Consider the following 25459-nt stretch of genomic DNA (forward strand, 5'->3'; position numbering starts at 1 on the left):
CGAAAGGGCAGCACGCGCATGAAGCAGTACGAGCCCGACCGCCTGACCCCGGCCGAAGTGGCCGCCGCGCGGCGCAGTTTCCGTAAGAGCCGGTCCGTCATGACCCGCCGTTCGGTGCTGCGCGCCTCCGCCGGCGGCGCGCTCGCGGTCGGCGGACTCGGGGCCCTGAGCGGCTGCGGGATCCCCGCGGCAGGCAAGACGCAGGGCGGTGTGTCCGCCGACGACCACTCGGCCAAGGAGAAGGAGATCGACTTCTCGAACTGGCCCGAGTACATCGACACGGACGACAGCGGCAAGCACCGTCCGACCCTCGACGCGTTCACCAAGCAGACCGGCATCAAGGTCAAGTACACCGAGGACATCAACGACAACGACGAGTTCTTCGGCAAGATCCAGCCGCAGCTCGCCGCCGGCCAGGCCACCGGCCGCGACCTGATCGTCCTCACCGACTGGCTGGCCGCCCGCATGATCCGCCTGGGCTACGTCCAGAAGCTGGACGCGTCGAACCTGCCGCACGCCTACGCGAACCTGTCGGACCAGTTCCGCAGCCCCGACTGGGACCCCGGCCGGGCGTACTCGTACGTGTGGCAGGGCATCTCGACCGTCATCGCCTACAACAAGAAGGCGCTCGACGGCGTCGAGGTGAAGTCGATCTCCGACCTGCTCGACAACCCCAAGCTCAAGGGCCGCGTCGGCTTCCTCACCGAGATGCGCGACAGCGTCGGCATGACCATGCTCGACATGGGCAAGGACCCGGCGAAGTTCACCACCGACGACTACGACGAGGTCATCGCCCGCCTCCAGAAGGCCGTCGACAAGGGCCAGATCCGCCGCTTCACCGGCAACGACTACACGTCGGACCTCACCAAGGGCGACTTCGCCGCGTGCGTCGCCTGGGGCGGCGACATCGTGCAGCTCCAGTCGGACAACCCGGACGTCGGCTACGTCATCCCCGACGCCGGCTACATGACGTCGACCGACAACCTGCTGATCCCCAACAAGGCGCGCCACAAGACGAACGCCGAGCGGCTCATCGACTACTACTACGAGCCCGAGCCGGCCGCCGAACTCGCCGCCTACGTCAACTACGTCAGCCCGGTCGCCGACGTGAAGCCCTACCTCGCCAAGCTCGACAAGTCCGCGGCGAGCAACCCGCTGATCCTTCCCGACAAGGCCATGGCGGCCAAGTCCCACGCCTTCCGCTCCCTGAGCTCGAAGGAAGAGACGGCCTACCAGCAGAAGTTCGCAAAGCTCACAGGGGCGTGACGACGATGAACACCAAGGACAACAGCGGCGACGTCCGCCTCACCGGTATCAGCAAGACCTACGACAACGGCTTCACCGCCGTACAGCCACTCGACCTGACCGTGCCCCAGGGCTCCTTCTTCGCCCTGCTCGGTGCCTCCGGCTGCGGCAAGACCACCACCCTGCGCATGATCGCGGGCCTGGAGGAACCTTCCTCCGGCACCGTCCACCTCGGCGACCAGGAAGTCACCAACCTCCCGCCGTACAAGCGGCCGGTGAACACGGTGTTCCAGTCGTACGCCCTCTTCCCGCACCTCGACATCTTCGAGAACGTCGCCTTCGGTCTGCGCCGGCGCGGCATCAAGTCGGTGAAGCAGCAGGTCGTCGACATGCTCGACCTGGTCCAACTCGGCGAGCAGGCACGGAAGAAGCCGCACCAGTTGTCGGGTGGTCAGCAGCAGCGTGTGGCCGTCGCCCGCGCCCTCATCAACCACCCCAAGGTGCTCCTCCTCGACGAGCCCCTCGGCGCCCTCGACCTCAAGCTGCGCCGCCAGATGCAGTTGGAGCTCAAGCGCATCCAGACCGAGGTCGGCATCACGTTCATCCACGTCACGCACGACCAGGAGGAGGCCATGACCATGGCCGACACGGTCGCCGTGATGAACGCGGGCCGTGTAGAGCAACTCGGCTCGCCCGCCGACCTCTACGAGAACCCGAACACCACCTTCGTCGCCAACTTCCTCGGCACCTCCAACCTCATCGAGGCCGAGGTCGACTCCAAGAGCGGCGACGAGATCATCCTCAAGGCGGGCGGCGGCAAGCTCGTCCTCCCCGAGGCGCGATGTTCGGCGCCCACGGCGACCGGCGGCAAGGTCCTGGTCGGCGTACGTCCGGAGAAGATCACCCTCACGCACGCGGACGACGCGGGCGAGATCCCGGCCGGCCGCAACCGCATCACCGGCAAGATCGCCGACTCCAGCTTCATCGGCGTCTCCACCCAGTACGTCATCGACAGCCCGGTCTGCCCCGAGTTCGAGGTCTACGCCCAGAACATCGACCGCGACGCCCGGCTGCGGCCCGGCGCCGACGTCGTTCTGCACTGGAACCCGGCCCACACCTTCGGCCTCGACGCTGCCCAGGACATCGACGCGGGCGTCGACATCGTGGAGGAGGCCGCCTGATGGCCGCTGTCACCGAGGCGCCGCCCCTGGCGCCCGCGCCGGAGGAGAAGCCTCCGCGCAAGAAGCGGGGCCGCTGGACGCCGTACTGGCTGCTGCTGCCCGGCATTCTCTGGCTGATCGTCTTCTTCGCGCTGCCGATGATCTACCAGGGCTCCACGTCGATCCAGACGGGCTCCCTGGAGGACGGCTACAAGGTCACCTGGCACTTCGCGACCTACTGGGACGCGCTGTCCGAGTACTGGCCGCAGTTCCTGCGCTCGGTCCTCTACGCCGCCGCCGCGACCATCCTCTGTCTGCTGCTGGGCTACCCGCTGGCGTACCTCATCGCGTTCCGCGCGGGACGCTGGCGGAACCTGATCATGATCCTGGTGATCGCGCCGTTCTTCACCAGCTTCCTGATCCGCACGCTCGCCTGGAAGACGATCCTCGCGGACAGCGGCCCGGTCGTGAGCGCCCTCAACACGCTGCACGTCCTGGACGTCACCAACTGGCTCGGCTGGACGTCGGGCGACCGCGTCCTCGCCACTCCACTCGCGGTCGTCTGCGGACTGACGTACAACTTCCTGCCGTTCATGGTCCTGCCGCTCTACACCTCCCTCGAACGCATCGACGGACGGCTGCACGAGGCGGCCGGCGACCTGTACGCCAAGCCCTTCACCACCTTCCGCAAGGTCACCTTCCCGCTGTCGATGCCCGGCGTCGTCTCCGGCACCCTGCTGACCTTCATCCCGGCGGCCGGTGACTACGTCAACGCCGAACTCCTCGGCTCCACCGACACCCGCATGATCGGAAACGTCATCCAGACGCAGTTCCTGCGCATTCTGGACTACCCGACGGCGGCGGCACTCTCCTTCATCCTCATGGCCGCCATTCTCGCCATGGTGACCATCTACATTCGCAAGTCCGGGACGGAGGATCTGGTCTAAATGGCCGTCGTACGCTGGTTCAAACGCCATTTCGTAGTCATCGCGGGTCTGTTGACGCTCGGATATCTCCTTCTCCCGAACGTCATCGTCACGGTGTTCTCCTTCAACAAGCCGAAGGGGCGCTTCAATTACGAGTGGCAGCAGTTCTCGCTGGACGCCTGGAAGCAGCCGTGCGGTGTCGCCGACATGTGCGGCTCGCTGAGCATCAGCCTCCAGATCGCCGTCTGGGCGACCATCGGCGCCACGCTCCTGGGCACGATGATCGCCTTCGCGCTGGTCCGCTACCGCTTCCGTGCCCGCGGCGCGATCAACTCGCTGATCTTCCTGCCGATGGCGATGCCCGAGGTCGTCATGGCGGCCTCGCTGCTCACCCTGTTCCTCAACATGGGCGCGCAGTTGGGCTTCTACACCATCCTGATCGCCCACATCATGTTCTGCCTCAGCTTCGTCGTCACCGCCGTCAAGGCCCGCGTGATGTCGATGGACCCGCGCCTGGAGGAGGCGGCCCGGGACCTCTACGCCGGCCCGGTGCAGACGTTCGTCAGGGTCACCCTCCCCATCGCGGCCCCCGGAATCGCGGCGGGCGCGCTGCTCTCCTTCGCGCTCTCCTTCGACGATTTCATCATCACCAATTTCAACGCGGGTTCGACCGTCACCTTCCCCATGTTCGTCTGGGGATCGGCACAGCGCGGGACACCCGTTCAGATCAATGTCATCGGTACGGCCATGTTCCTCGTCGCCGTATTGTTGGTGCTCGTTTCCATGGTGATCACCAACCGCCGCAACAAGGTAAAGGCATAACCGCTAGCGCCCTGTAGGGAGTTGAAATCATGGCCCCAAGCGCCATGAGCCGCAGCAACAACTGGACGAAGTCCCTTTCGGAAGCCCGGCCGGTCCCGTACTGGCTGGACGACCCCGGCAAGCCCCACCCCGAACCCGCGCTCACCGGCACCGAGACCTGCGACCTGCTGGTCGTCGGCGGTGGCTACAGCGGACTGTGGACCGCGCTCATCGCGAAAGAGCGCGACCCGCAGCGGGATGTCGTCCTGCTGGAAGGCCGCGAGGTGGGCTGGGCCGCCTCGGGCCGCAACGGCGGCTTCTGCGCCGCCTCCCTCACCCACGGCCTGTCCAACGGCCTCACCCGCTGGCCGGACGAGATCCACAAGCTGGAGGAGCTGGGCGCCCACAACCTCGACGCGATCGAGAGCGCGGTCGCCCGCTACTCCCTGGACTGCGAGTTCGAGCGCACCGGCGAGATCGACGTCGCCACCGAACCGCACCAGGCCGAGGAACTCCACGACTGGTACGGCGAGTTGGAGAGCAAGGGCCTCGCCGACGGCACCGAGTTCCTGGACGCGGAAGCGGTCCGTGAACAGGTCGACTCCCCGACCTTCCTGGCCGGCCTGTACGACAGCCGGGGCGTCGCGATGCTCAACCCGGCAAAGCTGGCCTGGGGGTTGAAGCGCGCCTGCCTCCAACTCGGCGTCCGAATCTACGAACACACCCCCGCCCTCGCCCTCAAACCGCACGGCGCCGGCATGGCCGTACGCACCTCCTACGGCTCGGTCCGCGCCCGCCGCGTCGCGCTCGGCACCAACATCTTCCCGAACCTGGTCAAGCGCGTCCGCTCGTACACCGTCCCGGTCTACGACTACGCACTCATGACCGAGCCGCTCTCCACCGACCAGTTGGCGTCGATCGGCTGGAAGAACCGCCAGGGGCTCGGGGATTCGGCGAACCAGTTCCACTACTTCCGCCTCTCCGCCGACAACCGCATCCTGTGGGGCGGTTACGACGCGATCTATCCCTACGGCGGCCGGGTGCGCGCCGAGTACGACGACCGGCCGGAGACGTACGCCAAGCTCGCCGAGCACTTCTTCACCTGCTTCCCGCAGTTGGAGGGCCTCAGCTTCAGCCACGCGTGGGGCGGTGCGATCGACACCTGCTCGCGCTTCTCGGCGTTCTTCGGCACCGCCCACCAGGGCAAGGTGGCGTACGCGGCGGGCTTCACCGGACTCGGCGTGGGCGCGACCCGCTTCGGCGCGGACGTGATGCTGGACCTGCTCGCGGGGGAGCGGACCCAGCGCACCGAACTGGAGATGGTCCGCAAGAAGCCGCTGCCCTTCCCGCCCGAGCCCTTCGCCTGGACCGGCATCGCGCTCACCAAGTGGTCGCTGGCCCGCGCGGACGACCACGGCGGCCGGCGCAACCTGTGGCTGAAGACGATGGACAAGCTGGGCCTCGGCTTCGACAGTTGAGCCCTGCTGCTTCGGCGGGTGTGATCCGGTTCACTCCTTAGAGGAGCCGGAACCCGCGTAATGCCGACGGACGACCTCCCTCTCTCCTGTGACGCGACCAGCGTCGACATGAGAAAGGGAGGTCTCCTCATGACTGGGGCGAAGACGGCCGTCGAGTGGCTGGCATCCGTGGCTCCGGATCCCGAGGCCTGCCGCTGGGAATGGGAGCGCAACCCCCTCGGGGTCGCGCTGCTGCCCGCCGGCAAGGCCTGGGACGTACTCATCCTGCCGGGTGAGCTCGGTTATCCCACGCTCGATGTGCTCACCAGGGTCATCGATCAACTCGGCCCGGTACTCGTCGACTTCGGCGACGCACGCATGGGCTTCCTCGTACCGCCCGGCACCGCGGCCCGCTGGCTGGGCACCGGCATCCGTACGGCCGGACTCGGCACCTGGATCGTCGTGCCGTACCCCGGCCGGTCGACCGGCGGGGTCCGCTGGCTGGTACCGCCGGACGGCTCCGGCACCCTCACCGATCCCGCACTCCTCGAACTCGCCATGCACGAGGCGGCGGCGGGGCTGGCCACGGAGGGGGAGTAGCGATGGACGGGTAGCCGGCAGATGTCTCGACACCGGATGTCTTGACACCGGATGTCTTGACAACGGCAATTGGTCTGGACCAAATTGGGCGCGCTCCACCCCTCCAAATCCCCCATGCCCGGAGGCACTTGTGGATCGCTCCAGACCTGTCCTTGCCGTGTTCGTGACCGCGGCCCTGGCCGTGTCCGGCATCACCGCGCTCTCGTCGGCCGCCCGTGCGGCCGACGCGGACCTGGCGAAGAACGGAGGCTTCGAAGCGGGCCTCGACAGTTGGTCCTGTACCGCGAGCAGCGGTACGACGGTCAAGTCGCCCGTGCACGGCGGCAGTTCGGCGTTGCAGGCGACCCCGGCCGGCAACGACTACGCCCAGTGCGCGCAGACCGTGACCGTGAAACCGGACTCGCAGTACTCGCTCGCCGGTTACGTCCGCGGCAGCTACGTCTACCTCGGCGCGAGCGGCACCGGCACCACCGACGTCTCCACCTGGACCCAATCGGCCCCCGACTGGCAGCGGTTGACGACGAGCTTCCGCACCGGCCCGACCACCACCAAGGTCACGATCTACACCCACGGCTGGTACGCCACCGGCGCCTACTACGCCGACGACATCTCCCTCACCGGCCCGGCGGTCGACGTGGGCCAGCCGCCAACCACCCCCACAGGCCTGGCCGTCGGCACGATCACGTCCTCCTCCGTCGCCCTGTCCTGGGCGGCCGTCACCGGCGCGACGAGCTACGCGATCTACCGCGACGGCGTGAAAGTCCAGACGGCGAGCGGCACTTCGGCCACGGTGAGCGGTCTGTCGGCCGCGACGGCGTACAGCTTCCAGGTCACGGCGGTCAACGACGCGGGCGAGTCCGCGAAGTCGACGGTGGTCACCGCGACGACGTCCACCGGCTCGGGCACCGGCACCGGACTGCCCACCCACGCCCTGGTCGGCTACCTGCACGCGAGCTTCGCCAACGGCTCCGGCTACACCCGCCTGGCCGACGTCCCCGAAAGCTGGGACGTCATCGACCTGGCCTTCGGTGAACCCACCTCCGCCACCTCGGGCGACATCCGCTTCAACCGCTGCCCGGTCAGCTCGTGCGCGAACGTGGAGAGCGACGCCGACTTCAAGGCCGCGATCAAGGCCAAACAGGCGGCGGGCAAGAAGGTGCTGATCTCCATAGGCGGCGCCAACGGCCAGGTCCAACTGACCACCACGGCGGCCCGCGACACCTTCGTCTCCTCGGTCTCGAACATCATCGACACCTACGGCCTCGACGGCCTCGACATCGACTTCGAGGGCCACTCGCTCTCCCTCGACGCGAGCGACACGAACTTCAAGAGCCCCACAACTCCCGTGGTGGTCAACCTGATCGCGGCCCTGAAGACCCTGAAGGCCAGGTACGGCGCGAAGTTCGTGCTGAGCATGGCGCCCGAGACCTTCTTCGTGCAGATGGGCTACCAGTTCTACGGCACCGGCAAGTTCGGCGGCCAGGACCCGAGATGCGGGGCGTATCTGCCCGTCATCTACGCCCTGCGCGACGACCTGACCCTGCTGCACGTCCAGGACTACAACTCGGGCCCGATCATGGGTCTCGACGGCCAGTACCACACCATGGGCGGCGCCGACTTCCACATCGCGATGACCGACATGCTGCTCACCGGCTTCCCGGTGGCGGGCGACACGAACAACGTGTTCCCGGCCCTGCGCCCCGACCAGATCGCCATCGGCATGCCGGCGTCGGTCAACGCGGGCAACGGTTACGTGGCCCCGGCCGAGGTCACGAAAACCCTGGACTGCCTGACGAAGAAGGCGAGTTGCGGCTCGTACGCGACCCATGGCACCTGGCCGACCCTGCGCGGCCTGATGACCTGGTCGATCAACTGGGACCGCTACTCGAACTGGGAGTTCCAGAAGACGTTCGACGGCTACTTCGGCCAATGAAACAGTGCGGGTTGGCCGAGCAGTGGGCTCTTGGCCAGCCCGCACCTCTCAACGACTGAACCTCTTGGCTGCAGAGAGAGCTTCTGCCGTCGTCATTTTCCGCAGATCATCGCCGTCGCGAACGTAATACTCGCCGTCGAACCCGGAGAGATCGCGTTGGGCCGGGATGCGTGCCACTACATATGAACGCCCAGAGTAGGAGATTGTGTCGATGTTGGCGAGGATGTCACCTTTCAGGGTTTCCTCTAGAGGGGATGCCTGAATGGCTTGAATGATGTGGCGCACATAAGTACTCATCGCTATGCCGAGGACTTTGCATTCCCGGTCGACGCCAAAGAGTACCTGTCGAGCGAGTGGCACCGGCGTAACCGAGTCCATTTCCTCGATACGGCGCGCGGCAGCATCATTGTCTGCCACCCCGAAAATTACATAACCATCGGACTCGGGTCCCGTATTCGCGATGGCGGACATAATCTTCGGGAGTTTCTTGAGGAGATCCTTGTTGACTGAACGTTTCTTGTCGAGTGAAACTATTCCCTGCTTGAACTCGTATCTGGCACTTTCGATCGGGGCACGCCTAATCAGGTTCGGGAATTCGATCTCCATTGCTGGCCCGTGTGTTAGTGCTCCCCGTGGCGACTCTGTGAAGTGCTTATCGATCAACCCTCTCACTATGTCTATGTTTGCCTGTCGCTGCGCCTCGGTAGTGGTGTTCCTGCTCGGTGTTAGTTTCCCTGTTACGCCATATATTGCTTTGAACGCGCCATGCGGATCGGAGAGTTGTTTTCCTCTTCTGATCATCAAGTCGTAGAAGGCCATGAAGACTGCATAGAAAGGTGTTTTAGCGGAGGACCATCCACTGGTGCTGACGTGTGATCGGAACGCTCCTACGACGCCCGGCTTGGTTGAATCAACCATGGTCTTCATGGCGCCGAGTACTACCTTGACGTCATCGGCGAGCTTTTCCGTGCCGTAAGTAGCGAGATCCGCAGCCAGTGACTTACTCTCAGTGGTCTCCAAGTCGAAGTACTTGTCCAGCACGTCGGAGCTGACGCTAAATGTGTTTCCGCGTACTGCAGAAATGCAAATATCGGCCAGCAGTTGTTCATCCTCGCTCTGCTGTAGCTGCTTTGTGCTCAGCACTCCGAGGCTGCACCAGAAGGTCTCCTCTGCTGCGATCCCGTATCCCAGCCGTTCGCGGGCTGAGTCGATGGAAACGACGGGCATCTTGGTGAGCGGGAGGACGTCAGGCGATCCATCGTAGCGAAATTCCGAGGCCAGGCGTCTGAGTAGTTTGACAAATTCGCTGACAACTCCAGCTTGCCGTTTTTCTTGTGCACTCAGTTGACGCCCACCGGAATTTATTCGTCGGAATACTTCGGTTACTTGAGTTTCCTCCCTGGAGCTGAATATGGTAACAGCCAGTTGGTAATCAAGTAGATCTGCGCATTGAGATGCTGGGATGAGCTCGGGCTTACCAGGCTCACGCGTGAATACTTCCGAGTCGGCGAGTTGGCGGGCTCGTGAAAATTCCGAGAGGTCAAAAAAATGAGGGACTTCGATGCTGGACTGGATGCCGTACCTTTGCTCTATGAACCCAAATATGGCATCCAGGCGCTGCATTCCATCGATTATTTCGTAGTTCTGGTCTGATATCTCGGCAAAGAGGAAGAGAGGGATTGGGAAGCCGCGTAAAATGCTGTCAATCAGGTGTGCTTTTTCGTCTACCCCCCCCATACGAGTTTTCTTTGGTAATTTCGATTGACTGTGAGCTTCTCGCTCCGGTAAAGGTTATATGCTTCTTGGATTGACATTCCGCGCGGGGTGATGGACATGATTCCTCAAGGTCGCAGTGCGGCTGGGGCAACTCGAGTGCTCATACTCCCGCAACCCCGAGATTGGGTCACAGTCGAGATTGATCTTGTTGGTTTATGTTTAGTTATTTCCGGTTTGAGCTGTGGGGACGTGTTTCCTGTCGACGGTGTGTCGTTTGAGGAACAGCCGCAATGTCCCGAGCAGCACGGTCCCGAGGCACCAACTGGCCACCACGTCCAGTGGCCAGTGGTAGCCCCGGCGGACCAGTCCGAAGCTGACGCCGGCGACCAACAGGGCGCAGAGGACGACCAGTTCACGGCGGGCGTACGACGTCCGGAGCCAGGGGAGGAGGAGCAGGGTCGAGGCGCCGTACGCGATCATCGCGGTGGCCGTGTGGCCGGAGGGGTAGTAGCCGGTGCCGGGGGGTACCGCCGGGGTGCCGCCGCGGGCGATCAGTTCCTTGAGGGGGACGATCAGCGCCGGGACCAGGGCCATCAGCACGGCCGCCGCGAGGGGTGGCAGCCACCAGCGGTCCGTACCACTGGCACGGGCGCGGAGGCCGACGTAGACGAGGACGACGACGAGGACGGGTACCGCGACCTGGAAGTTGCCGAGGTCGGCGAGGAGTTCGGAGAAGCGGTCCGGGTGGACGAGTGCGCGGCTGAGGCGGGTGTCCAGGCGGAGGAGGGGGCCGTCGGCGGCGACCTGCCAGGTGATCAGCGCGAAGAGCAGCGCGGGAAGGGCGAGAAACAGCCAGAGAAAGGAGGTCGGCCGACCTGGAACAGGGGGGGTAGTTCCAGGCCGGCCGTCCGGATCGGCGGGCCGGCCGCCCCGGGGGGTTTGGGGCGGGCGACTGTCCGATCGGTGAGGAGATTCGGAGCCGGAGGCTCCTGTTGTGTGCGCGAGGGCACGACCAGGTCGAAGCTGGGGAGGCCCCGGCCTGATGTCGCCCACAGTCCCCTGTGGGCGGGGTGTATCTCTCATCTGGATAGAACCTACGGCAGTGGCTGCTGGTGCGACAGGCGGATTCGCGTCCCGCCATGCACCCCGCACACCTTCTTCACACGGCCTGACGTCCGCCGCCCCAGCCTGTGAATCCGGCGGATGAAGGGGCTGGGGCGGATGGGACGCCTGGGGCGCTACGCCTGTGCGGGAGCCTCGGGTTCCCTGTGGCCGGGACGTGCCCAAGGGAATGGCTCAGATGCGTGCGAACGCCTGCTCGATGATGTCGAGCCCCTCGCTCAGCAGCTCGTCCCCGATGACCAGCGGGGGCAGGAAGCGCAGCACGTTGCCGTAGGTGCCACAGGTCAGGACCAGCAGCCCCTCCTGGTGGCAGGCCTTGGCGAGCGCGGCGGTCGCCTCCGGGTTCGGCTCCTTGGTCGTACGGTCCTTGACGAGCTCGATGGCGATCATCGCGCCGCGTCCGCGCACATCGCCGATGATGTCGAACTTCTCCGCCATGGCCCCGAGCCGGACCTTCATGACCGACTCGATGTTCTTGGCCTTGGCGTTGAGGTCCAGCTCCTTCATGGTCTCGATCGCACCGAGCGCACCGGCGCAGGCGACCGGGTTGCCGCCGTACGTACCGCCCAGCCCACCGGCGTGCGCGGCGTCCATGATCTCGGCGCGCCCGGTCACGGCGGCGAGCGGCAGCCCGCCCGCGATCCCCTTCGCGGTGGTGATCAGGTCCGGGACGACACCCTCGTCCTCACACGCGAACCACTGCCCGGTACGGCAGAACCCGGACTGGATCTCGTCCGCGACGAACACGATCCCGTTGGCCTTGGCGAATTCACTCAGCGCGGGCAGGAAGCCCTTCGCCGGTTCGATGAAGCCGCCCTCGCCGAGGACCGGCTCGATGATGATCGCGGCGACGTTGTCGGCGCCGATCTGCTTGTTGATCATGTCGATGGCCTGCGCGGAGGCCTCGGCACCGGCGTTGTCGGGACCGGTCGGCCAGCGGTAGCCGTAGGCGACCGGCACGCGGTACACCTCGGGCGCGAACGGCCCGAAGCCGTTCTTGTACGGCATGTTCTTCGAGGTCAGGGCCATGGTCAGGTTGGTCCGGCCGTGGTACCCGTGGTCGAAGACGACGACGGCCTGGCGCTTGGTGTACGCCCGCGCGATCTTGACGGCGTTCTCGACGGCCTCGGCGCCGGAGTTGAACAGCGCGGACTTCTTGGCGTGGTCACCCGGGGTCAGCTCGGCGAGCGCCTCGGCGACCTCGACGTACCCCTCGTACGGCGTGACCATGAAACAGGTGTGGGTGAAGTCGGCGAGCTGCGCGGTGGCACGGCGGACGACGGCCTCGGCGGAGGCGCCGACGCTCGTCACCGCGATACCGGAACCGAAGTCGATGAACCGGTTCCCGTCGACGTCCTCGACGATCCCGCCGCCCGCGCGCGCGGTGAACACGGGCAGCACGGAGCCCACACCGGCCGCGACCGCGGCGGTACGGCGGGCCTGCAGCTCCTGCGACTTCGGGCCGGGGATGGCGGTGAGAACGCGGCGCTCCTGCGGAAGTGCGGTCATGAGGGGCTCCTGGGGTGGTGCGGACGCTTTTCTTCTGTCTTCCTTTCTCGCAGGCTAGGGCGGGCGACCGGGGGTGGGCATGCTCCATGTGGGCGGTGTCGGCGACGCGGGTTGTCCGCGATGGACAGTGCCGGGTTCGCGGACCGTGGGGCGGGCCCGGCCGCGTAAACGGTGAACTCCCCTTCTGGGCGCGTTAGATTGACTCGCTGACGGTGTACGGAACGGCTGGTCAAGGGGCGAGGGCGAGGACGATGGACAGCGACGGGACGCGGGACGCGCGACACACACAGGCGAATCCTGTGCCGCGTCCGGCGGGGCCGGCGGACATGTCGGCGGATCGCGTCGTACCGCCGAGGCCGACGCACGCCCCGGGCGCGGCCGGCCCCGCCGTGGCCGACTGGCTCAACGAGCCCCGGCCTGCCGCGGGACCCGGTATCTGGCGGTTCGGATACCGCGTGCCCAAGCGGGAGAAGAGCGCGGAGCGGCTGTCACCCATCACCATCGTCGGCGTCGTCGTCCCGCTTGTCGTGGGCATGGTGCTGTGGTCGCTGTGGAAGCACGGCAGCATCCCCTACCAATGGGCGCTGTTGAGGGTGCTCACACCCGACGACTGGTGGTGGGCCGGCACCACGACGCCCAAGGGCAAGGGCATCGAGGCCGTGGCGGTCGCCGACGGCGTGTTCTTCGGCCTCCTGCTCTACGGCATGGGGCGCCTGGGGAGCTGGCCGGACATCATCCGGCACCTCGTCACACGCCGCCCACAGCCGGCGCGGGCGCTGCTCGCCCTGCTGGGTGCCGTGATCGCGGAGAACCTGGTCGTGATCCCGAGTGCTTACCCCGGTGTCGGATGGAACGCGCTTCCGGTGGCCGGTCCGGTGTACCACCTCATCGACCTGCTCCCGGGCGGCTACGACTTCATTTCCACGCCCTTGATGGGCAACCTGCTCTACGTGGTCATCGGTCTGCTGCTCCTCTGGCCGTTCGCCCGCATCGGCGGCTGGCTGCCACTCCTGAGGGAGCGGTACGGCCCGCGCGACACCGCGGCCGCGACGGCCGTCGCCGAGCAGGCACCGGCCGTCGGGTCACGGGACCACTGGCCCGAGCTGCGGGAGGCGGGCCAGTTCGAGGCCGCGGACGTACTCACCCACGAGGTGCTGGCGGGGCGGATGAACGACGTGGACTGCGCGCGCGTCGAGCACGCCTGGCGGCGGGCTCGGCGGACAGGCGACCTCACGTCCTTCACCCGGACCGTGCTGCGGGCCGCCGGCGGCGCCTGGATCCACCCCTCCGGCTCCCGTGACCTGTCCCGCCGCACCGCGCGGCACGACCTGCTCACCGGCCAGGTGCGGATCGGGACCTGGGCGGCGGGTGAGCGCACCGCGCTCGCCTACCGCGGCGTCGGCACCGCGCTCGGGCCGGACACGCTGGGGACCTCGCTGCTCGTCGTCGGACCCTCGGGGTCGGGCAAGACGCGGCACGTGGTGCGGCCGGTGGTCGAGAATCTCACCCTGCAGGCCCTCACCGGCCGGTGCGCCGTCGTCGCGGTGTGCATGACCGGAACGCCGCTCGGCCCGGACGACGCGTTCGACGTGATCGTCCGCGTCGGGGACCCGGCGTCCGTCCACGACCTCGACCCGTACGCCGAGTCCGGCGACCCCGATGAGGCCGCCGCCCTGCTCGCGGAGGCTCTGGTCGGCGACCTCGACACCGTGGACACCCAGCGTGCCGCCGCCGCCCTGTCCCAGTTCCTCGGGCCCTACCGGGCCGCGTGGGGCAGGTTCCCCGCACTGCCCGTGCTTCGCGAACTCCTCGAGAGCGAGCCGAGGGCGCTGGCGGAGCTGAGTGCGGCCCTCACCGACGACAAACACGCCGTGATGCGCCGCGAACTCGACTCCCGCATGCGCCACGCCGCCGGTGGCAACGACCCCGGCCAGGCCCTCGCCGACCGGCTCGCCCTGCTCGATCGCCCGGTGTTCGCCGAGTTCTTCGGAGCAGGGGGCGGGACCGTACGGCCGTTCTCGCTGCGGGCCGTGGCCCATCATCCGCTGCGTGTCCGTATCGACCTGCCCGAGCATGGGCACGATGAGGCGGCCCGGCTGCTCACCCGGCTGGTCCTCGCGCAGTTCACCGCGGTGGTGCGTGGCCGTGAGCGGGGGCACTTCGCCTGCCTCGTTCTCGACGACGCCACCGGCACAGTGAGCACCGAGTCACTGCGCCGGATCCAGCGGCTGCGTTCCGAGGACGCGGGTGTCGTCCTCGCCCTGCGGACCGTGGGCGACGTACCCGAGTCCCTGCACGGCCCGCTGTACGGCGCCGTCGGCTGTCGGATGGCGCTGGCCGGCGTCACCACCTGGGACGGCAGCCGCTTCGCGCAGGCCTGGGGCACCGAGTGGGTGGAGACCACGGATGTCGCCAAGCACACCGTCTTCGCCGACCAGCCCATGACCCGCGCCATCCATGCCCTCCGCAAGCTGGTCACCGGCAAAGCCGTGACCACGGAGGCCGTGACCGTCCGCCAGGTCGAGCGGGAACGCTGGTCCGCGTCCGAACTGGCGCACGCTGTGCCGGCGGGCCACGCCGTGCTGTCGCTGACCAGCGTGAAGGGTGAGCACACCCCACCGTCCCTGGTGGACCTCCGCCCCCCAGCCCCCTGAACCGGACATACGGGGTCGTGCCGACCATACGGTGAGGCAGAATCGGCACAGGCCGTTCATACGCGGCGGCCAAAAGGTCCCACTGATCGCCCGCACTCCTCCCGTCTGAAGGCCCCATGCCCCCCACCCTCGCCTCCCTCGCCCACCACTCCGCGCTCAAGCTCACCGTGCGCGCCGGCGAGGGCCGGCTGGACGTGGCCGTCCGCTGGGCGCATGTCAGTGAGCTGGCGGATCCGGTGCCGTACATGGAGGGCGGGGAACTGCTGCTGACCACCGCGCTGAAGCTGGACGCGGAGGACGCGAAGGCCATGCGGCGGTATGTGAAGCGGCTGGTGGGGGCCGGGGTCGTGGGGCTGGGGTTCGCCGTCGGGGTCAACTACGACGAGATTCCGAAGGTGCTGGTCGACACGGCGGAGGAAGAGGGGCTGCCGTTGCTGGAAGTGCCCCGGCGCACCCCCTTCATCGCGATCAGCAAAGCCGTGTCCGCCGCGATCGCCGCCGATCAGTACCGCGCCGTGACCGCCGGGTTCGCCGCACAGCGCGAGCTGACCAGGCAGGCCCTCAGCGACGGCCCGGAGGGGCTGCTCGCCGCACTCGCCGCGCAGGTCGACGGATGGGCCGCGCTCTACGACGCGTCCGGCGCCCTGGTCGCCACCGCACCGGACTGGGCGGGCCGCCGCGCCGCCCGGCTCACCGCGGACGTGGAACGGCTGCGGGACCGGCCGGCGCCGGCCTCGTCCGTGGTCGGCGGCCCGGACAACGAGGACCGGGTCGAACTGCACACCCTCGGCACCGGCCGCCGCCCGCGCGCCGCGCTCGCCGTAGGAACGGCATCGGCGCTCGGGACGGCGGAGCGGTACGCCGTGCACTCCGCGATCGCGCTCCTGACGCTCACCACGGAACGCTCGCGCTCTCTGCAGGCGGCCCAGGACCGGATCGGGGCCGCGGTGCTGCGGCTGCTGCTCGCCGGGCATCCGGACCACGCGCGGGCGGTCGCCGGGGAGCTGTACGGCGGGCTCCTCGACGCGCCGTTCCGGGTGATCGTGGGCGAGGGCGTCACCGCGGACGGCGATCCCCTGGGCGGGCTCGCCGAGGTCGTCGAGTCGGCGGCGGCACGGTCGGGGGAGGCCGTGCTCGTCGTGGCGGAAGGGCCGAGGCGGCTGGTGGTGCTGGCCGTGGACGGCGGCGCGGCGGTCGAGGCGTGCGGGGAGTACGCGGCGACGCTGGAGGCCGCGCGGGCCTCCTCGGACACACGGGAACAGGGCGGCGAGGACGACGAACTGGTCGTCGGGCTCTCCGCACCGTCCGGCCCCATCGCCGCGGCGGCCGCCTACAAGCAGGCCGAACAGGCGCTGTCCGTGGCCCGGCGGCGCGGGCGGGTCTTCGTCGAGCACGAGCAACTCGCCGCCGGGTCCGTGCTGCCGCTGCTCGCCGACGACGCGGTGCGGGCGTTCGCGGACGGTCTGCTACGGCCGCTGTCCGAGCACGACGCGACCGGGCGCGGAGACCTGGTCGCCTCGCTGCGCGCCTGGCTGTCCCGGCACGGTCAGTGGGACGCGGCGGCCGCGGACCTCGGGGTGCACCGGCACACCCTGCGGTACCGGATGCGGCGGGTCGAGGAGATCCTCGGACGGTCGCTCGACGATCCGGACGTACGGATGGAGCTGTGGCTGGCGTTGAAGGCCACGGCCGCGGCGGAGTGACGGGATCTGCCGAACTGTAGTGTTCCCGCCCGGTACCACTACGACTCGGCTAAACGCACCGCAGCCTCCCCGCCCCTACGGTTGACCGAGAAGCACCAAGACCACCCCCAACGCGGAAGGGCCGGGACATGACTTCCACCCACGCCTTCTGGCTCGCCGGCCGCCAGGCCACCGGCCAGGACACCTTCGACGTCACCTCCCCGTGGGACGGACGCCTCGTCGGCAAGGTCAGCCTGCCGACCGACGCCCAGGTCGAGGAGGCGGTGGCCGCCGCGTACGCCGTACGGGACGAGTTCGCCGCCACCCCCGCCCACGTCCGCGCCGCCGCCCTCGACCACGTCAGCCGGCGTCTCGTCGAGCGCACCGAGGAGATCGCGCAGCTCATCTCCGCCGAGAACGGTAAGCCGATCAAGTGGGCGCGTGGTGAGGTCGGCCGCGCCGTGTCCGTGTTCCGGTTCGCCGCGGAAGAAGCCCGGCGCTTCAACGGCGGCGAGGCCCAGCGCCTCGACACCGACGCCGGCGGCCAGGGCCGGCTCGCCCTCACCCGGCGCTTCCCGAAGGGCGTCGTCCTCGGCATCGCCCCCTTCAACTTCCCGCTGAACCTGTGCGCCCACAAGATCGCCCCCGCGATCGCCGCCGGCGCCCCGATCATCCTCAAGCCGGCCCCGGCCACCCCGCTCTCCGGCCTGATCATCGGCGACCTGCTCGCCGAGACCGAACTGCCCGCCGGGTCGTGGAGCATCCTCCCGGTCGCCAACGACCACATGCCCGCCCTGGTCCAGGACGAGCGGCTGCCGGTGATCTCCTTCACCGGTTCGGAGAAGGTCGGCTACGCGATCATGGACTCGGTGCCGCGCAAGCACTGCACCCTGGAGCTGGGCGGCAACGGCGCGGCCGTGGTCCTCGGGGACTACGCCTCCGACGCCGACCTCGACTGGGCCGCGACCCGCATCGCCACCTTCTCCAACTACCAGGGCGGCCAGTCCTGCATCTCCGTGCAGCGGGTCATCGCCGACGCCTCCGTCTACGACCGGCTGCTCCCGCGCATAGTCGCGGCGGTGGAGGCCCAGGTCACCGGCGACCCGAGCGACGACAAGACCGACGTCGGGCCGCTGGTCAGCGAGGCCGCCGCGCAGCGCGTCGAGTCCTGGGTCCAGGAGGCCGTCGAAGCCGGCGCCACCCTCCTCACCGGCGGCAAGCGCGACGGCGCCTCGTACGCGCCGACCGTGCTGACGGACGTACCGGCCGACGTGACGATCTCCTGCGAGGAGGTCTTCGGGCCGGTGCTGACCGTGACGAAGGTGGACGGCGAGGCCGCCGCCTTCGCCGCCGCCAACGACTCCAAGTACGGCCTCCAGGCAGGGGTGTTCACCCATGACGTGCAGGTCGCCTTCCGCGCCCACCGCGCGCTGGAGGTCGGTGGCGTGATCATCGGCGACGTCCCGTCCTACCGCGCCGACCAGATGCCGTACGGCGGCGCCAAGCAGTCCGGTGTCGGCCGCGAGGGCGTGAAGTTCGCGATGGACGACTACACCTACGAGCGGGTGCTGGTGCTCACGGGCCTCGCGCTCTGACCGGCCTCTCACCCAACAGCTCTAGCTAATGGGATCCATTTTCATATAGCCTCCCCGAAGGGGCCCGGCGCCGATGCCTTCCGGTGCCGGGCCCCTTCTCGTCGGCCTGCTTCCGGACCCTCAGCCGGAGAAGCCGACGTGCGCGAGCCGCAACGGCCCGCGCAGTCCGATGCGCACATCGTGCACGCCCTCGGCGACGATCCCGGCGCCGAGCGTGGTGTAGTCGTACGGGCCCGACGCGGGTGCGGGCAGGGTGAGTTGGGCGAGAACGGGGCCGCCGTCCAGGGACAGTTCCACGACCCCCTCGCCCGCCACCTCGACGGTCACCTCCGTGACGCCGGCGCCGAAGTCGCAGTGCCGGTAGACCAGTTCGGCCGTGCCGCCGCCCGCCGGTGTCACCGCGTCGCCCGCCATCTTCGTCCGGTCGACGATCTCGCCGCCCGACAACTCGTCGAAGTCGGCCGCGGCCAGGCCCTGTTGGAGGACGGCGCGGGGCGCGGCGGGCTCACCGGCGAGCGTCACCGTCGTCCGCACGCGGATGTCCTCGCTGGAGGCGCCGACGAGGAGGTCGTAGGGGCCCGGTTCGAGGTGAGGGCCACCCCGGGCCACGTCCCAGAACGCGAAGGCGGACAGCGGGAGTTCGAAGGAGAGGTCCGCCGCCTCGCCCGGGGCGAGGGTCACGCGCCGGTGTGCCGCCAGCTCGCGGCGCGGGCGCGGGACCGACGGGTCGGCGGCGCGCGTGTACACCTGGGCGACCTCGTCGGCCGTCGCGTCGCCGGTGTTGGTGACCGTGAACTCCACGTGCACCGCGCCGAGTTCGACCCGGGCGCTCACGTCGCCGTAGGAGAAGGACGCGTACGACAGGCCGTGGCCGAACGGGAACAGGGGCGTGCCCTCGAAGTAGAGGTAGGTCTGCCGGCCGCCGATCACGTCGTAGTCGAGGAGGTCGGGCAGGTCGGCGTCGGCCGCGTACCAGGTCTGGGGGAGGCGGCCGGCGGGGGAGACGTCGCCGGCGAGGACGCGGGCCAGTGCGGTGCCCGCCGCCTGGCCGCCGTGGGCCGTCCACAGGATCGCCGGGAGGTCGGCGGGGTCGACCGTGTACGGGTACGCGGAGACCAGGGCCAGGACCGTGTCCGGGTTCGCGGCGCGGGCCGCGCGGAGCAGGCGCTGCTGGTGGGCGGGGAGTCGGAGCGTCGTACGGTCCTCGGTCTCGCGGCCGTTGATGTGCGGGTCGTTGCCCGCGACGACGAGCACCACGTCGGCCGCCTCGGCGACCCGGGCCACCGCGTCCTCGCCGCGCTCGACGACCAGCAACTCGAAGACTTCCGCGCCCTCCGCGGAAACTTCCCCGCCTTCCTCGGCAACCTTCACGCCGTCGGCGGCGACAGAGACGTGGCGACCCGTACCGATGTGCCGCAGGAGGTGACCGTTCTCATGGGGTTCCAGGCGGAATGTCTCCTGGACGACCCAGCCGCCGGGCTGGTCCGCGGAGGCGCGCACATAGCCGTCCTCGGCGACCGAGAGGTAGCGGCCGTCGGGGGCGCGGAGGGTGAGGACGCCCTCGCCCCAGTCGACGAGGGCGAGTTCGGTGCCGGTGGGGTCGGTGGTGAGCGGGGGAAGATCGGTGCGGCCCGCGAGGAGGGCCGGGTCCAACGCGCCCTCCGCGCCGCGTACTTCGTCGGGCACGTCCGCCAACGGGACGTGCAGGTAGGCGCCTTGGGAGGTCTTCAGCCGGACCCGGTCCACGCCCTCCGCGAACTCGACGCGCTCGGCGCCGAACCGCTCGTACAGGCCCTCCAGTGGAGTGGAGCGGTGGATCAACGTGCCGCTGTACCAGTCGAGTTTGCACTCGTCGGCGAGCAGCCCGACCACGGCGAGGCGGGTGTCGTGGGCGAGGGGCAGCAGGTCGCCGTCGTTCTTGAGGAGGACGACCGCCTGTTCGGCGGCCTCCTGGGCGAGGGCCCGGTGCGCCGGGGTGTCGAAGTCCTCGATGCCCGCGTGCGGGTCGTGCGCCGGGTCGAACTCGCCGAGCCGGAACCGGACCGAGAGCTGCCGGCGCACCGCCGCGTCGAGGTCCGCCTCCGTCAACAGGCCCTGCTCCAGGGCGCCTTGGACCCGCGCCACGATCGTCGAGCTGTCCGTGCCGTGATCGGTGAAACTGTCCACGCCGGAGAGCAGCGAGGCCGCCGTCGCCTCCTCGTGGGTGTCGAAGTAGTGCTCGGAGTCGACCAGGTTGGAGGGTGCGCCCGCGTCCGAGCAGACCAGCAGGTCCTCGTCGGTCCAAGTGCGCAACTGCTCGCGCAGGTACGGCGAGACGTGGTTGGGGCGGCCGTTGACCAGGTTGTACGCGGGCATCACGCCCGCCACCGCGCCCGCCTCGACCGTCTCGCGGAACGCGCGCAGGTCGTACTCGTGCAGCACGCGCGGGCGGACGGAGGACGACGAGACGTCGCGGGCCGTCTCGTTGTTGTGGGCCAGCCAGTGCTTGAGGACGGGGGCCGTGCGCCAGTACGTCGGGTGGTCGCCGCGCAGGCCGCGTGTGTACGCGGTGGCGATCGCCGAGGTCAGCTTCGGGTCCTCCGAGTAGCCCTCCTCGTTACGGCCCCACAGCGGGTGGCGCAGCAGGTTCACCGTGGGGGACCACACGTTGAGGCCGACGCGGTCGTCGCGGGCGCGCATCGCGCGGACTTCCTTGGACACCGCGTCGCCGACCCGTCGTACGAGCTCCTCGTTCCAGGTCGCGCCCAGGCCGACCGCCTGCGGGAAGACCGTCGCCGGGCCCATCCACGCGACGCCGTGCAGGGCCTCCTGGCCGGTGCGGAACGCGGCGACGCCCAGGCGGTCCACGGCGGGCGCGTACTGGTGCAGAAATCCGATCTTCTCGTCGAGGGTGAGCCGTGCCAGCAGGTCGTCGATGCGCTTCGCGAACGGCAGGTGCGGATCGCGGAAAGGAGGCGTAGGCGGCGTTTGTGCGGTCACGTGGGGTTCCCCTTGCGGTGGAGCGGTGCGGCGCTTTCGAAGCGCTTCGATGCTGATTCGATGCGCGTCGGGTGTCAAGAGACCTTCACCGTTATTTCAAGCAGCACATACGGACAGGTCACCCCGCACACCTCGGAGGAATCTTGGGAGCGACCCTTGTGCACCCTTGGGTGTTCACTTAACCTCGCAGCAACATCGAAGCGCTTCGACTAAGTGCTCTGTTCCACTCAAGACACCGCAGCCGACGGCTCCACCGCCGGGTGTCCTGGTGCGCCATGAAGGGTTGACGCAATGACGCCGAACGCCTCCGCCGCCTCCGCTCCCAGCCGGAGAAGCTTCCTCGCCTCCACGGCGGTCGTCGCCGCAGCGGTGGCGGGAGGGGTACCGCTGCTCTCCGCCTGCGGCGCCTCGAACAGCGGCTCGGGAGGGGGCAGTTCGGAGGGCAAGGGCGTCAAGAAGCTGCTGCCCGCGTTCGTGGCCGGCAACGTGGTGACCCCGGACCTCCCCTCCAAGAACGGCTCCGCGATCGGCTTCTCCAGCAAGCTGGACCTCGCCACGCTGAAGACCTCGGTGCCGAAGAAGCTCGGCAAGGGCGGCAAGGTCTCCATCATGTCGCCGTTCTGGGGCTCTCCGCCGAAGAGCGACAACGCCTACTACAAGGCGATGAACAGCCTCATCGGCGTCGACGTGGCCTGGCAGAACCAGGACGGCAACACCTACGACCAGAAGCTCGGCGCGGTGCTCGCCTCCAGCGACATCCCGGACATCGTGGTCGTCCCCGGCTGGAACATGGGCGGCAAGATACCCAGCGCCATCATCGGCAAGTTCGCCGACCTCGGCCCCTACCTCGCCGGCGACAAGGTCAAGGACTACCCGAACCTCGCGGCGATCCCGTCCGACGCCTGGCAGCGCTGCATCTTCGGCGGCGCGCTGCGCGGACTGCCGATGCCGTCCTCGTACGTCCCCAACATCGTGCCGCTCTACCGCAAGGACATCTTCGACAAGGAGGGGTACGAAGTCCCCACCTCCGCCGACGAGTTCATGGCCCTGGCCAAGGAGATCACCAACGCCAAGGCCAAGCGCTGGGCCTGCCTGGACATGAAGTGGACCGCCTTCAACGCCTGGGGCGTGCTCTCCGGCAGCGAGAAGTCGCTCGGCTGGAACCTCGTCGACGGCAAGCTGGTCAACCGCATCGAGACGCAGGAATATCTCGAGGCGCTGGAGTGGACCCGCAAGCTGTTCGCCGCCGGATACGTGCACCCCGACGCCAAGCTGGGCAAGAGCGCGGCCACCGACCCGGGCCCCAAGTTCGCGGCGGGCGAGTTCCTCATCTACGCCCAGGACATCTCGCAGTGGTGGAGCCGCACCGCCGAACAGGCCACCCAGAACCCGGACTACAAGATCTGGGGCATGGACATCTTCGGCCACGACGGCGGCGACCCGATCCTCTGGGCCGGCGAACCGGCCAACATCTTCGCCTTCATCAGCAAGAAGGCCTCCGAGTCCGTGATCCGTGACGCGCTGGCCGTCGCCAACGTCACCGCCGCGCCGTACGGCACCAAGGAGTACATGCTCACCAACTACGGCGTGGAGGGCACCCATTACACCGTCAAGAACGGTGTCCCCACCAAGACCGACCAGGGCAACAACGAGGTCATCAACGCCTACGTCATGGTCGCCAGCCCCGCCGCGACGATCGCCCACCCCGACTTCCCCGAGGTCGCCAAGGCGCAGGTCGAGTGGCAGCAGCGGATGGGCGCCTTCACAAAGAAGTCGAGCTTCTACGGCCAGCAGATCACCGAGCCGAGCCGCTACACCAACCTCTCCAACGACTTCGAGCAGTTGGAGGACGACATCACCCGCGGCCGCAAGAAGATCAGCGACATGCAGCAGGCCGTCTCCGACTGGAAGAGCAAGGGCGGCGACAAACTCCGCGACTGGTACCAGAAGTTGCTCGACGACAACGGCACGGCGGCGAGCTGACCGGGTACCGAGGCAAGGAGAACGGCCGTGTCCCACAGCACGGTGCCTCGGAGCAGGACCGAGGCCGACACGACGGGCAAGACCCCGGTGGCGCCCGGCGGCGCCATCGGTTCCCGGAAGAACCGCCCCAAGGCGAAGGTGAGTTGGCGGCTCAGGTTCAGACGCGACCGCGTCCTGCTCCTGATGACCCTGCCGGCCGTCCTGCTCATCCTGGTCTTCAACTACCTGCCGATCCTCGGCAACATCGTCGCCTTCGAGGACTACGACCCCTACGTCAGCGACAACGGCATCGTCTCGATGCTGCACAGCCCCTGGGTCGGCCTGGAGAACTTCCAGCAGATCTTCGCGGACTCGTCCTTCTGGAACGCCGTACAGAACACGCTGGTCCTGTTCTTCCTCCAACTCATCCTGTTCTTCCCGATCCCGATCCTCCTCGCGCTGCTCATCAACAGCGTGGTCAGGCCCCGGGTCCGGGCGCTCTCCCAGGCGATCCTCTACCTCCCGCACTTCTTCTCCTGGGTGCTGGTCATCGCCGTCTTCCAGCAACTGCTGGGCGGGGCAGGGCTGTTCTCGCAACTCCTGCGGCAACACGGCTTCGACGGCCTCGACGTCATGACCGACCCGAACACGTTCAAGTTCCTGATCACCGCGCAGAGCGTGTGGAAGGACGCGGGCTGGGGGATCATCGTCTTCCTCGCCGCGCTGTCCTCGGTCAGTCCTGATCTGTACGAGGCCGCCGCGATGGACGGCGCCGGGCGGTGGCGCCGCATGTGGCACGTCACGCTGCCCGCGCTGCGACCGGTGATCGCGCTGCTGCTGGTCCTGCGCGTGGGCGATGCGCTGACCGTCGGCTTCGAACAGATCCTGCTCCAACGCGACGCCGTGGGACCGGGAGCGGCGGAGGTCCTCGACACCTTCGTCTGGTGGAACGGCGTCCGCAACCAGGACTTCGGCTACGCGGCCGCCGCCGGACTCGTCAAGGGCGTGATCAGCCTCGGCCTGGTCCTCGCCGCGAACAAAGTGGCCCACCTCATGGGCGAGCAGGGGGTGTACAAGAAGTGACCGCCGTCATCGACCAACCCGTCGAGCCCGTCAAGTCCGTACGACCGCCCGGGCGTTGGGCCGCGCCGCCCCGGCCGACCTGGGAGGAGGAACCCGGCAAGGCCGGCCTCGCGGGCAAGGGGCTCGTCCTCACGCTCGCCTGCCTAGCCATCCTCTTCCCCCTCTGGATCGTCCTCGTCACCAGCCTCTCCTCACGCAAGACCATCGACCAGGCCGGCGGCCTTGTCATGGTGCCCAAGGGCATCACCTTCATCGCCTACAAGGAACTCCTCAGCGGCGGCCAGGTCACCCGCGCGGCGATCATCAGCGTCCTCATCACCGTCGTCGGCACGCTGTTTTCCATGGCGGTGTCCGTCCTCTGTGCCTACGGCCTCTCGCGTATCGGGTCGCTCGGGCATCGGTGGATCCTGATGATGATGCTGGCGACGATGTTCTTCAGCGCCGGGCTCATTCCGACGTATCTGCTGGTTCAGTCGCTCGGACTGACCGACAGTTATCTCGCGTTGATCCTGCCCAGTGCGCTCAGTGTCTTCAACATCCTTGTGCTGCGCGGGTTCTTCATGGGGATCTCGCAGGAACTCATCGACAGTGCGCGGATCGACGGCGCCGGTGACTTCCGGATTCTGTGGGTGATTGTCATGCCGTTGTCGCGTGCGGTGCTGGCTGTCATCACGTTGTTCTATGCCGTGGGGTATTGGAGTGCCTGGTTCAACGCCTCGCTGTATCTGAACGATCAGGACATGATGCCGTTGCAGAACGTCATGATCCAGTTGGTGCAGAAGCAGGAGGCTCCGGTGGGGCTGGGTCAGGCGATCAAGACGGGGGAGTTGTCGGGGCTTGCCGTGCAGATGGCGGTCATGGTGATGGCGTTGTTGCCGGTGGCTGTGCTTTCGCCGTTTGTGCAGCGGCACTTCAAGAAGGGGATGCTTACGGGCGCCGTTAAGGGCTGACTCCTTTGTTATTTGTCTGCGGGTGCGTTGTGGCTGGTCGCGCCCACGCGGCGGAGCCGCACATCGATACAGCCCCGCGCCCCTT

Annotated in this window: 17 protein-coding genes; 13 read left to right on the plus strand and 4 right to left on the minus strand. The window is 68.1% G+C overall.

What is annotated here, in order from left to right:
* Positions 1 to 18 precede the first annotated feature (18 nt).
* From OG223_RS37810 to OG223_RS37840, 7 genes are all read left to right on the plus strand, one after another.
* On the plus strand, positions 19 to 1266 hold the full coding sequence (locus OG223_RS37810; protein WP_329258669.1) for an ABC transporter substrate-binding protein: 1248 nt from the start codon (positions 19 to 21) through the stop codon (positions 1264 to 1266).
* A gap of 5 nt (positions 1267 to 1271) precedes the next feature.
* The gene (locus tag OG223_RS37815; protein WP_329265689.1) at positions 1272 to 2426 is read left to right on the plus strand and encodes an ABC transporter ATP-binding protein; all 1155 of its coding nucleotides are present in this window, start codon (positions 1272 to 1274) and stop codon (positions 2424 to 2426) included.
* Positions 2426 to 3352 (plus strand): ABC transporter permease, encoded by a 927-nt coding sequence (locus OG223_RS37820; RefSeq protein WP_329258672.1) that lies wholly within the window; start codon positions 2426 to 2428, stop codon positions 3350 to 3352. The genes OG223_RS37815 and OG223_RS37820 overlap by 1 nt, the downstream gene beginning before the upstream one ends.
* Complete coding sequence (locus OG223_RS37825) at positions 3353 to 4153, plus strand: ABC transporter permease (RefSeq protein WP_329258674.1); 801 nt, start codon at positions 3353 to 3355, stop codon at positions 4151 to 4153.
* 29 nt (positions 4154 to 4182) lie between these two features.
* Positions 4183 to 5610, plus strand: coding sequence for an NAD(P)/FAD-dependent oxidoreductase (locus OG223_RS37830; protein WP_329258676.1), 1428 nt, complete (start codon positions 4183 to 4185; stop codon positions 5608 to 5610).
* A 129-nt stretch (positions 5611 to 5739) separates the two neighbouring features.
* Positions 5740 to 6189, plus strand: a complete 450-nt coding sequence (locus OG223_RS37835; protein ID WP_329258679.1) for a hypothetical protein — start codon at positions 5740 to 5742, stop codon at positions 6187 to 6189.
* 130 nt (positions 6190 to 6319) lie between these two features.
* Positions 6320 to 8122 (plus strand): chitinase, encoded by a 1803-nt coding sequence (locus OG223_RS37840; RefSeq protein WP_329258681.1) that lies wholly within the window; start codon positions 6320 to 6322, stop codon positions 8120 to 8122.
* A gap of 48 nt (positions 8123 to 8170) precedes the next feature.
* On the opposite strand, the gene OG223_RS37845 is transcribed toward OG223_RS37840, so the two are convergent.
* From OG223_RS37845 to gabT, 3 genes are all read right to left on the minus strand, one after another.
* Entirely contained in the window at positions 8171 to 9859 is a 1689-nt protein-coding gene (locus tag OG223_RS37845; protein ID WP_329258685.1) for a GmrSD restriction endonuclease domain-containing protein, read from the minus strand.
* Between the two features lie 198 nt (positions 9860 to 10057).
* Entirely contained in the window at positions 10058 to 10921 is an 864-nt protein-coding gene (locus OG223_RS37850; protein WP_329258687.1) for a phosphatase PAP2 family protein, read from the minus strand.
* 213 nt (positions 10922 to 11134) lie between these two features.
* Entirely contained in the window at positions 11135 to 12469 is a 1335-nt protein-coding gene (gabT, locus tag OG223_RS37855; protein WP_329258689.1) for a 4-aminobutyrate--2-oxoglutarate transaminase, read from the minus strand.
* Between the two features lie 251 nt (positions 12470 to 12720).
* Between gabT and OG223_RS37860 the strand changes: the two genes are divergently transcribed.
* The 3 genes from OG223_RS37860 (at position 12721) to OG223_RS37870 (ending at position 18400) form a co-directional block, all read left to right on the plus strand.
* Positions 12721 to 15123, plus strand: a complete 2403-nt coding sequence (locus OG223_RS37860) for an ATP/GTP-binding protein (protein WP_329258692.1) — start codon at positions 12721 to 12723, stop codon at positions 15121 to 15123.
* 116 nt (positions 15124 to 15239) lie between these two features.
* Positions 15240 to 16826 (plus strand): PucR family transcriptional regulator, encoded by a 1587-nt coding sequence (locus OG223_RS37865; protein WP_329258695.1) that lies wholly within the window; start codon positions 15240 to 15242, stop codon positions 16824 to 16826.
* Between the two features lie 128 nt (positions 16827 to 16954).
* Positions 16955 to 18400 carry an aldehyde dehydrogenase family protein gene (locus OG223_RS37870; RefSeq protein ID WP_329258697.1) on the plus strand — a complete coding sequence of 482 codons (1446 nt, stop codon included), beginning with the start codon at positions 16955 to 16957 and terminating at the stop codon, positions 18398 to 18400.
* A 120-nt stretch (positions 18401 to 18520) separates the two neighbouring features.
* Here OG223_RS37870 and OG223_RS37875 read toward each other — a convergent pair whose 3' ends face one another.
* Positions 18521 to 21379 carry a glycoside hydrolase family 3 C-terminal domain-containing protein gene (locus OG223_RS37875; RefSeq protein WP_329258699.1) on the minus strand — a complete coding sequence of 953 codons (2859 nt, stop codon included), beginning with the start codon at positions 21377 to 21379 and terminating at the stop codon, positions 18521 to 18523.
* Between the two features lie 291 nt (positions 21380 to 21670).
* On the opposite strand from OG223_RS37875, the gene OG223_RS37880 reads away from it, so the two are divergent.
* From OG223_RS37880 to OG223_RS37890, 3 genes are read left to right on the plus strand one after another with little or no spacing between them, the layout of a single operon-like run.
* Complete coding sequence (locus OG223_RS37880; RefSeq protein ID WP_329258701.1) at positions 21671 to 23362, plus strand: extracellular solute-binding protein; 1692 nt, start codon at positions 21671 to 21673, stop codon at positions 23360 to 23362.
* Between the two features lie 27 nt (positions 23363 to 23389).
* Positions 23390 to 24424: an ABC transporter permease gene (locus tag OG223_RS37885; RefSeq protein WP_329258704.1), complete on the plus strand. Its 1035-nt coding sequence runs from the start codon at positions 23390 to 23392 to the stop codon at positions 24422 to 24424.
* Positions 24421 to 25374 carry a carbohydrate ABC transporter permease gene (locus tag OG223_RS37890; RefSeq protein WP_329258707.1) on the plus strand — a complete coding sequence of 318 codons (954 nt, stop codon included), beginning with the start codon at positions 24421 to 24423 and terminating at the stop codon, positions 25372 to 25374. Before OG223_RS37885 ends, OG223_RS37890 begins: the two co-directional genes overlap by 4 nt.
* Positions 25375 to 25459: the final 85 nt, after the last annotated feature.

It is taken from the genome of Streptomyces sp. NBC_01478, assembly GCF_036227225.1.
Taxonomy (GTDB): Bacteria; Actinomycetota; Actinomycetes; order Streptomycetales; family Streptomycetaceae; genus Streptomyces.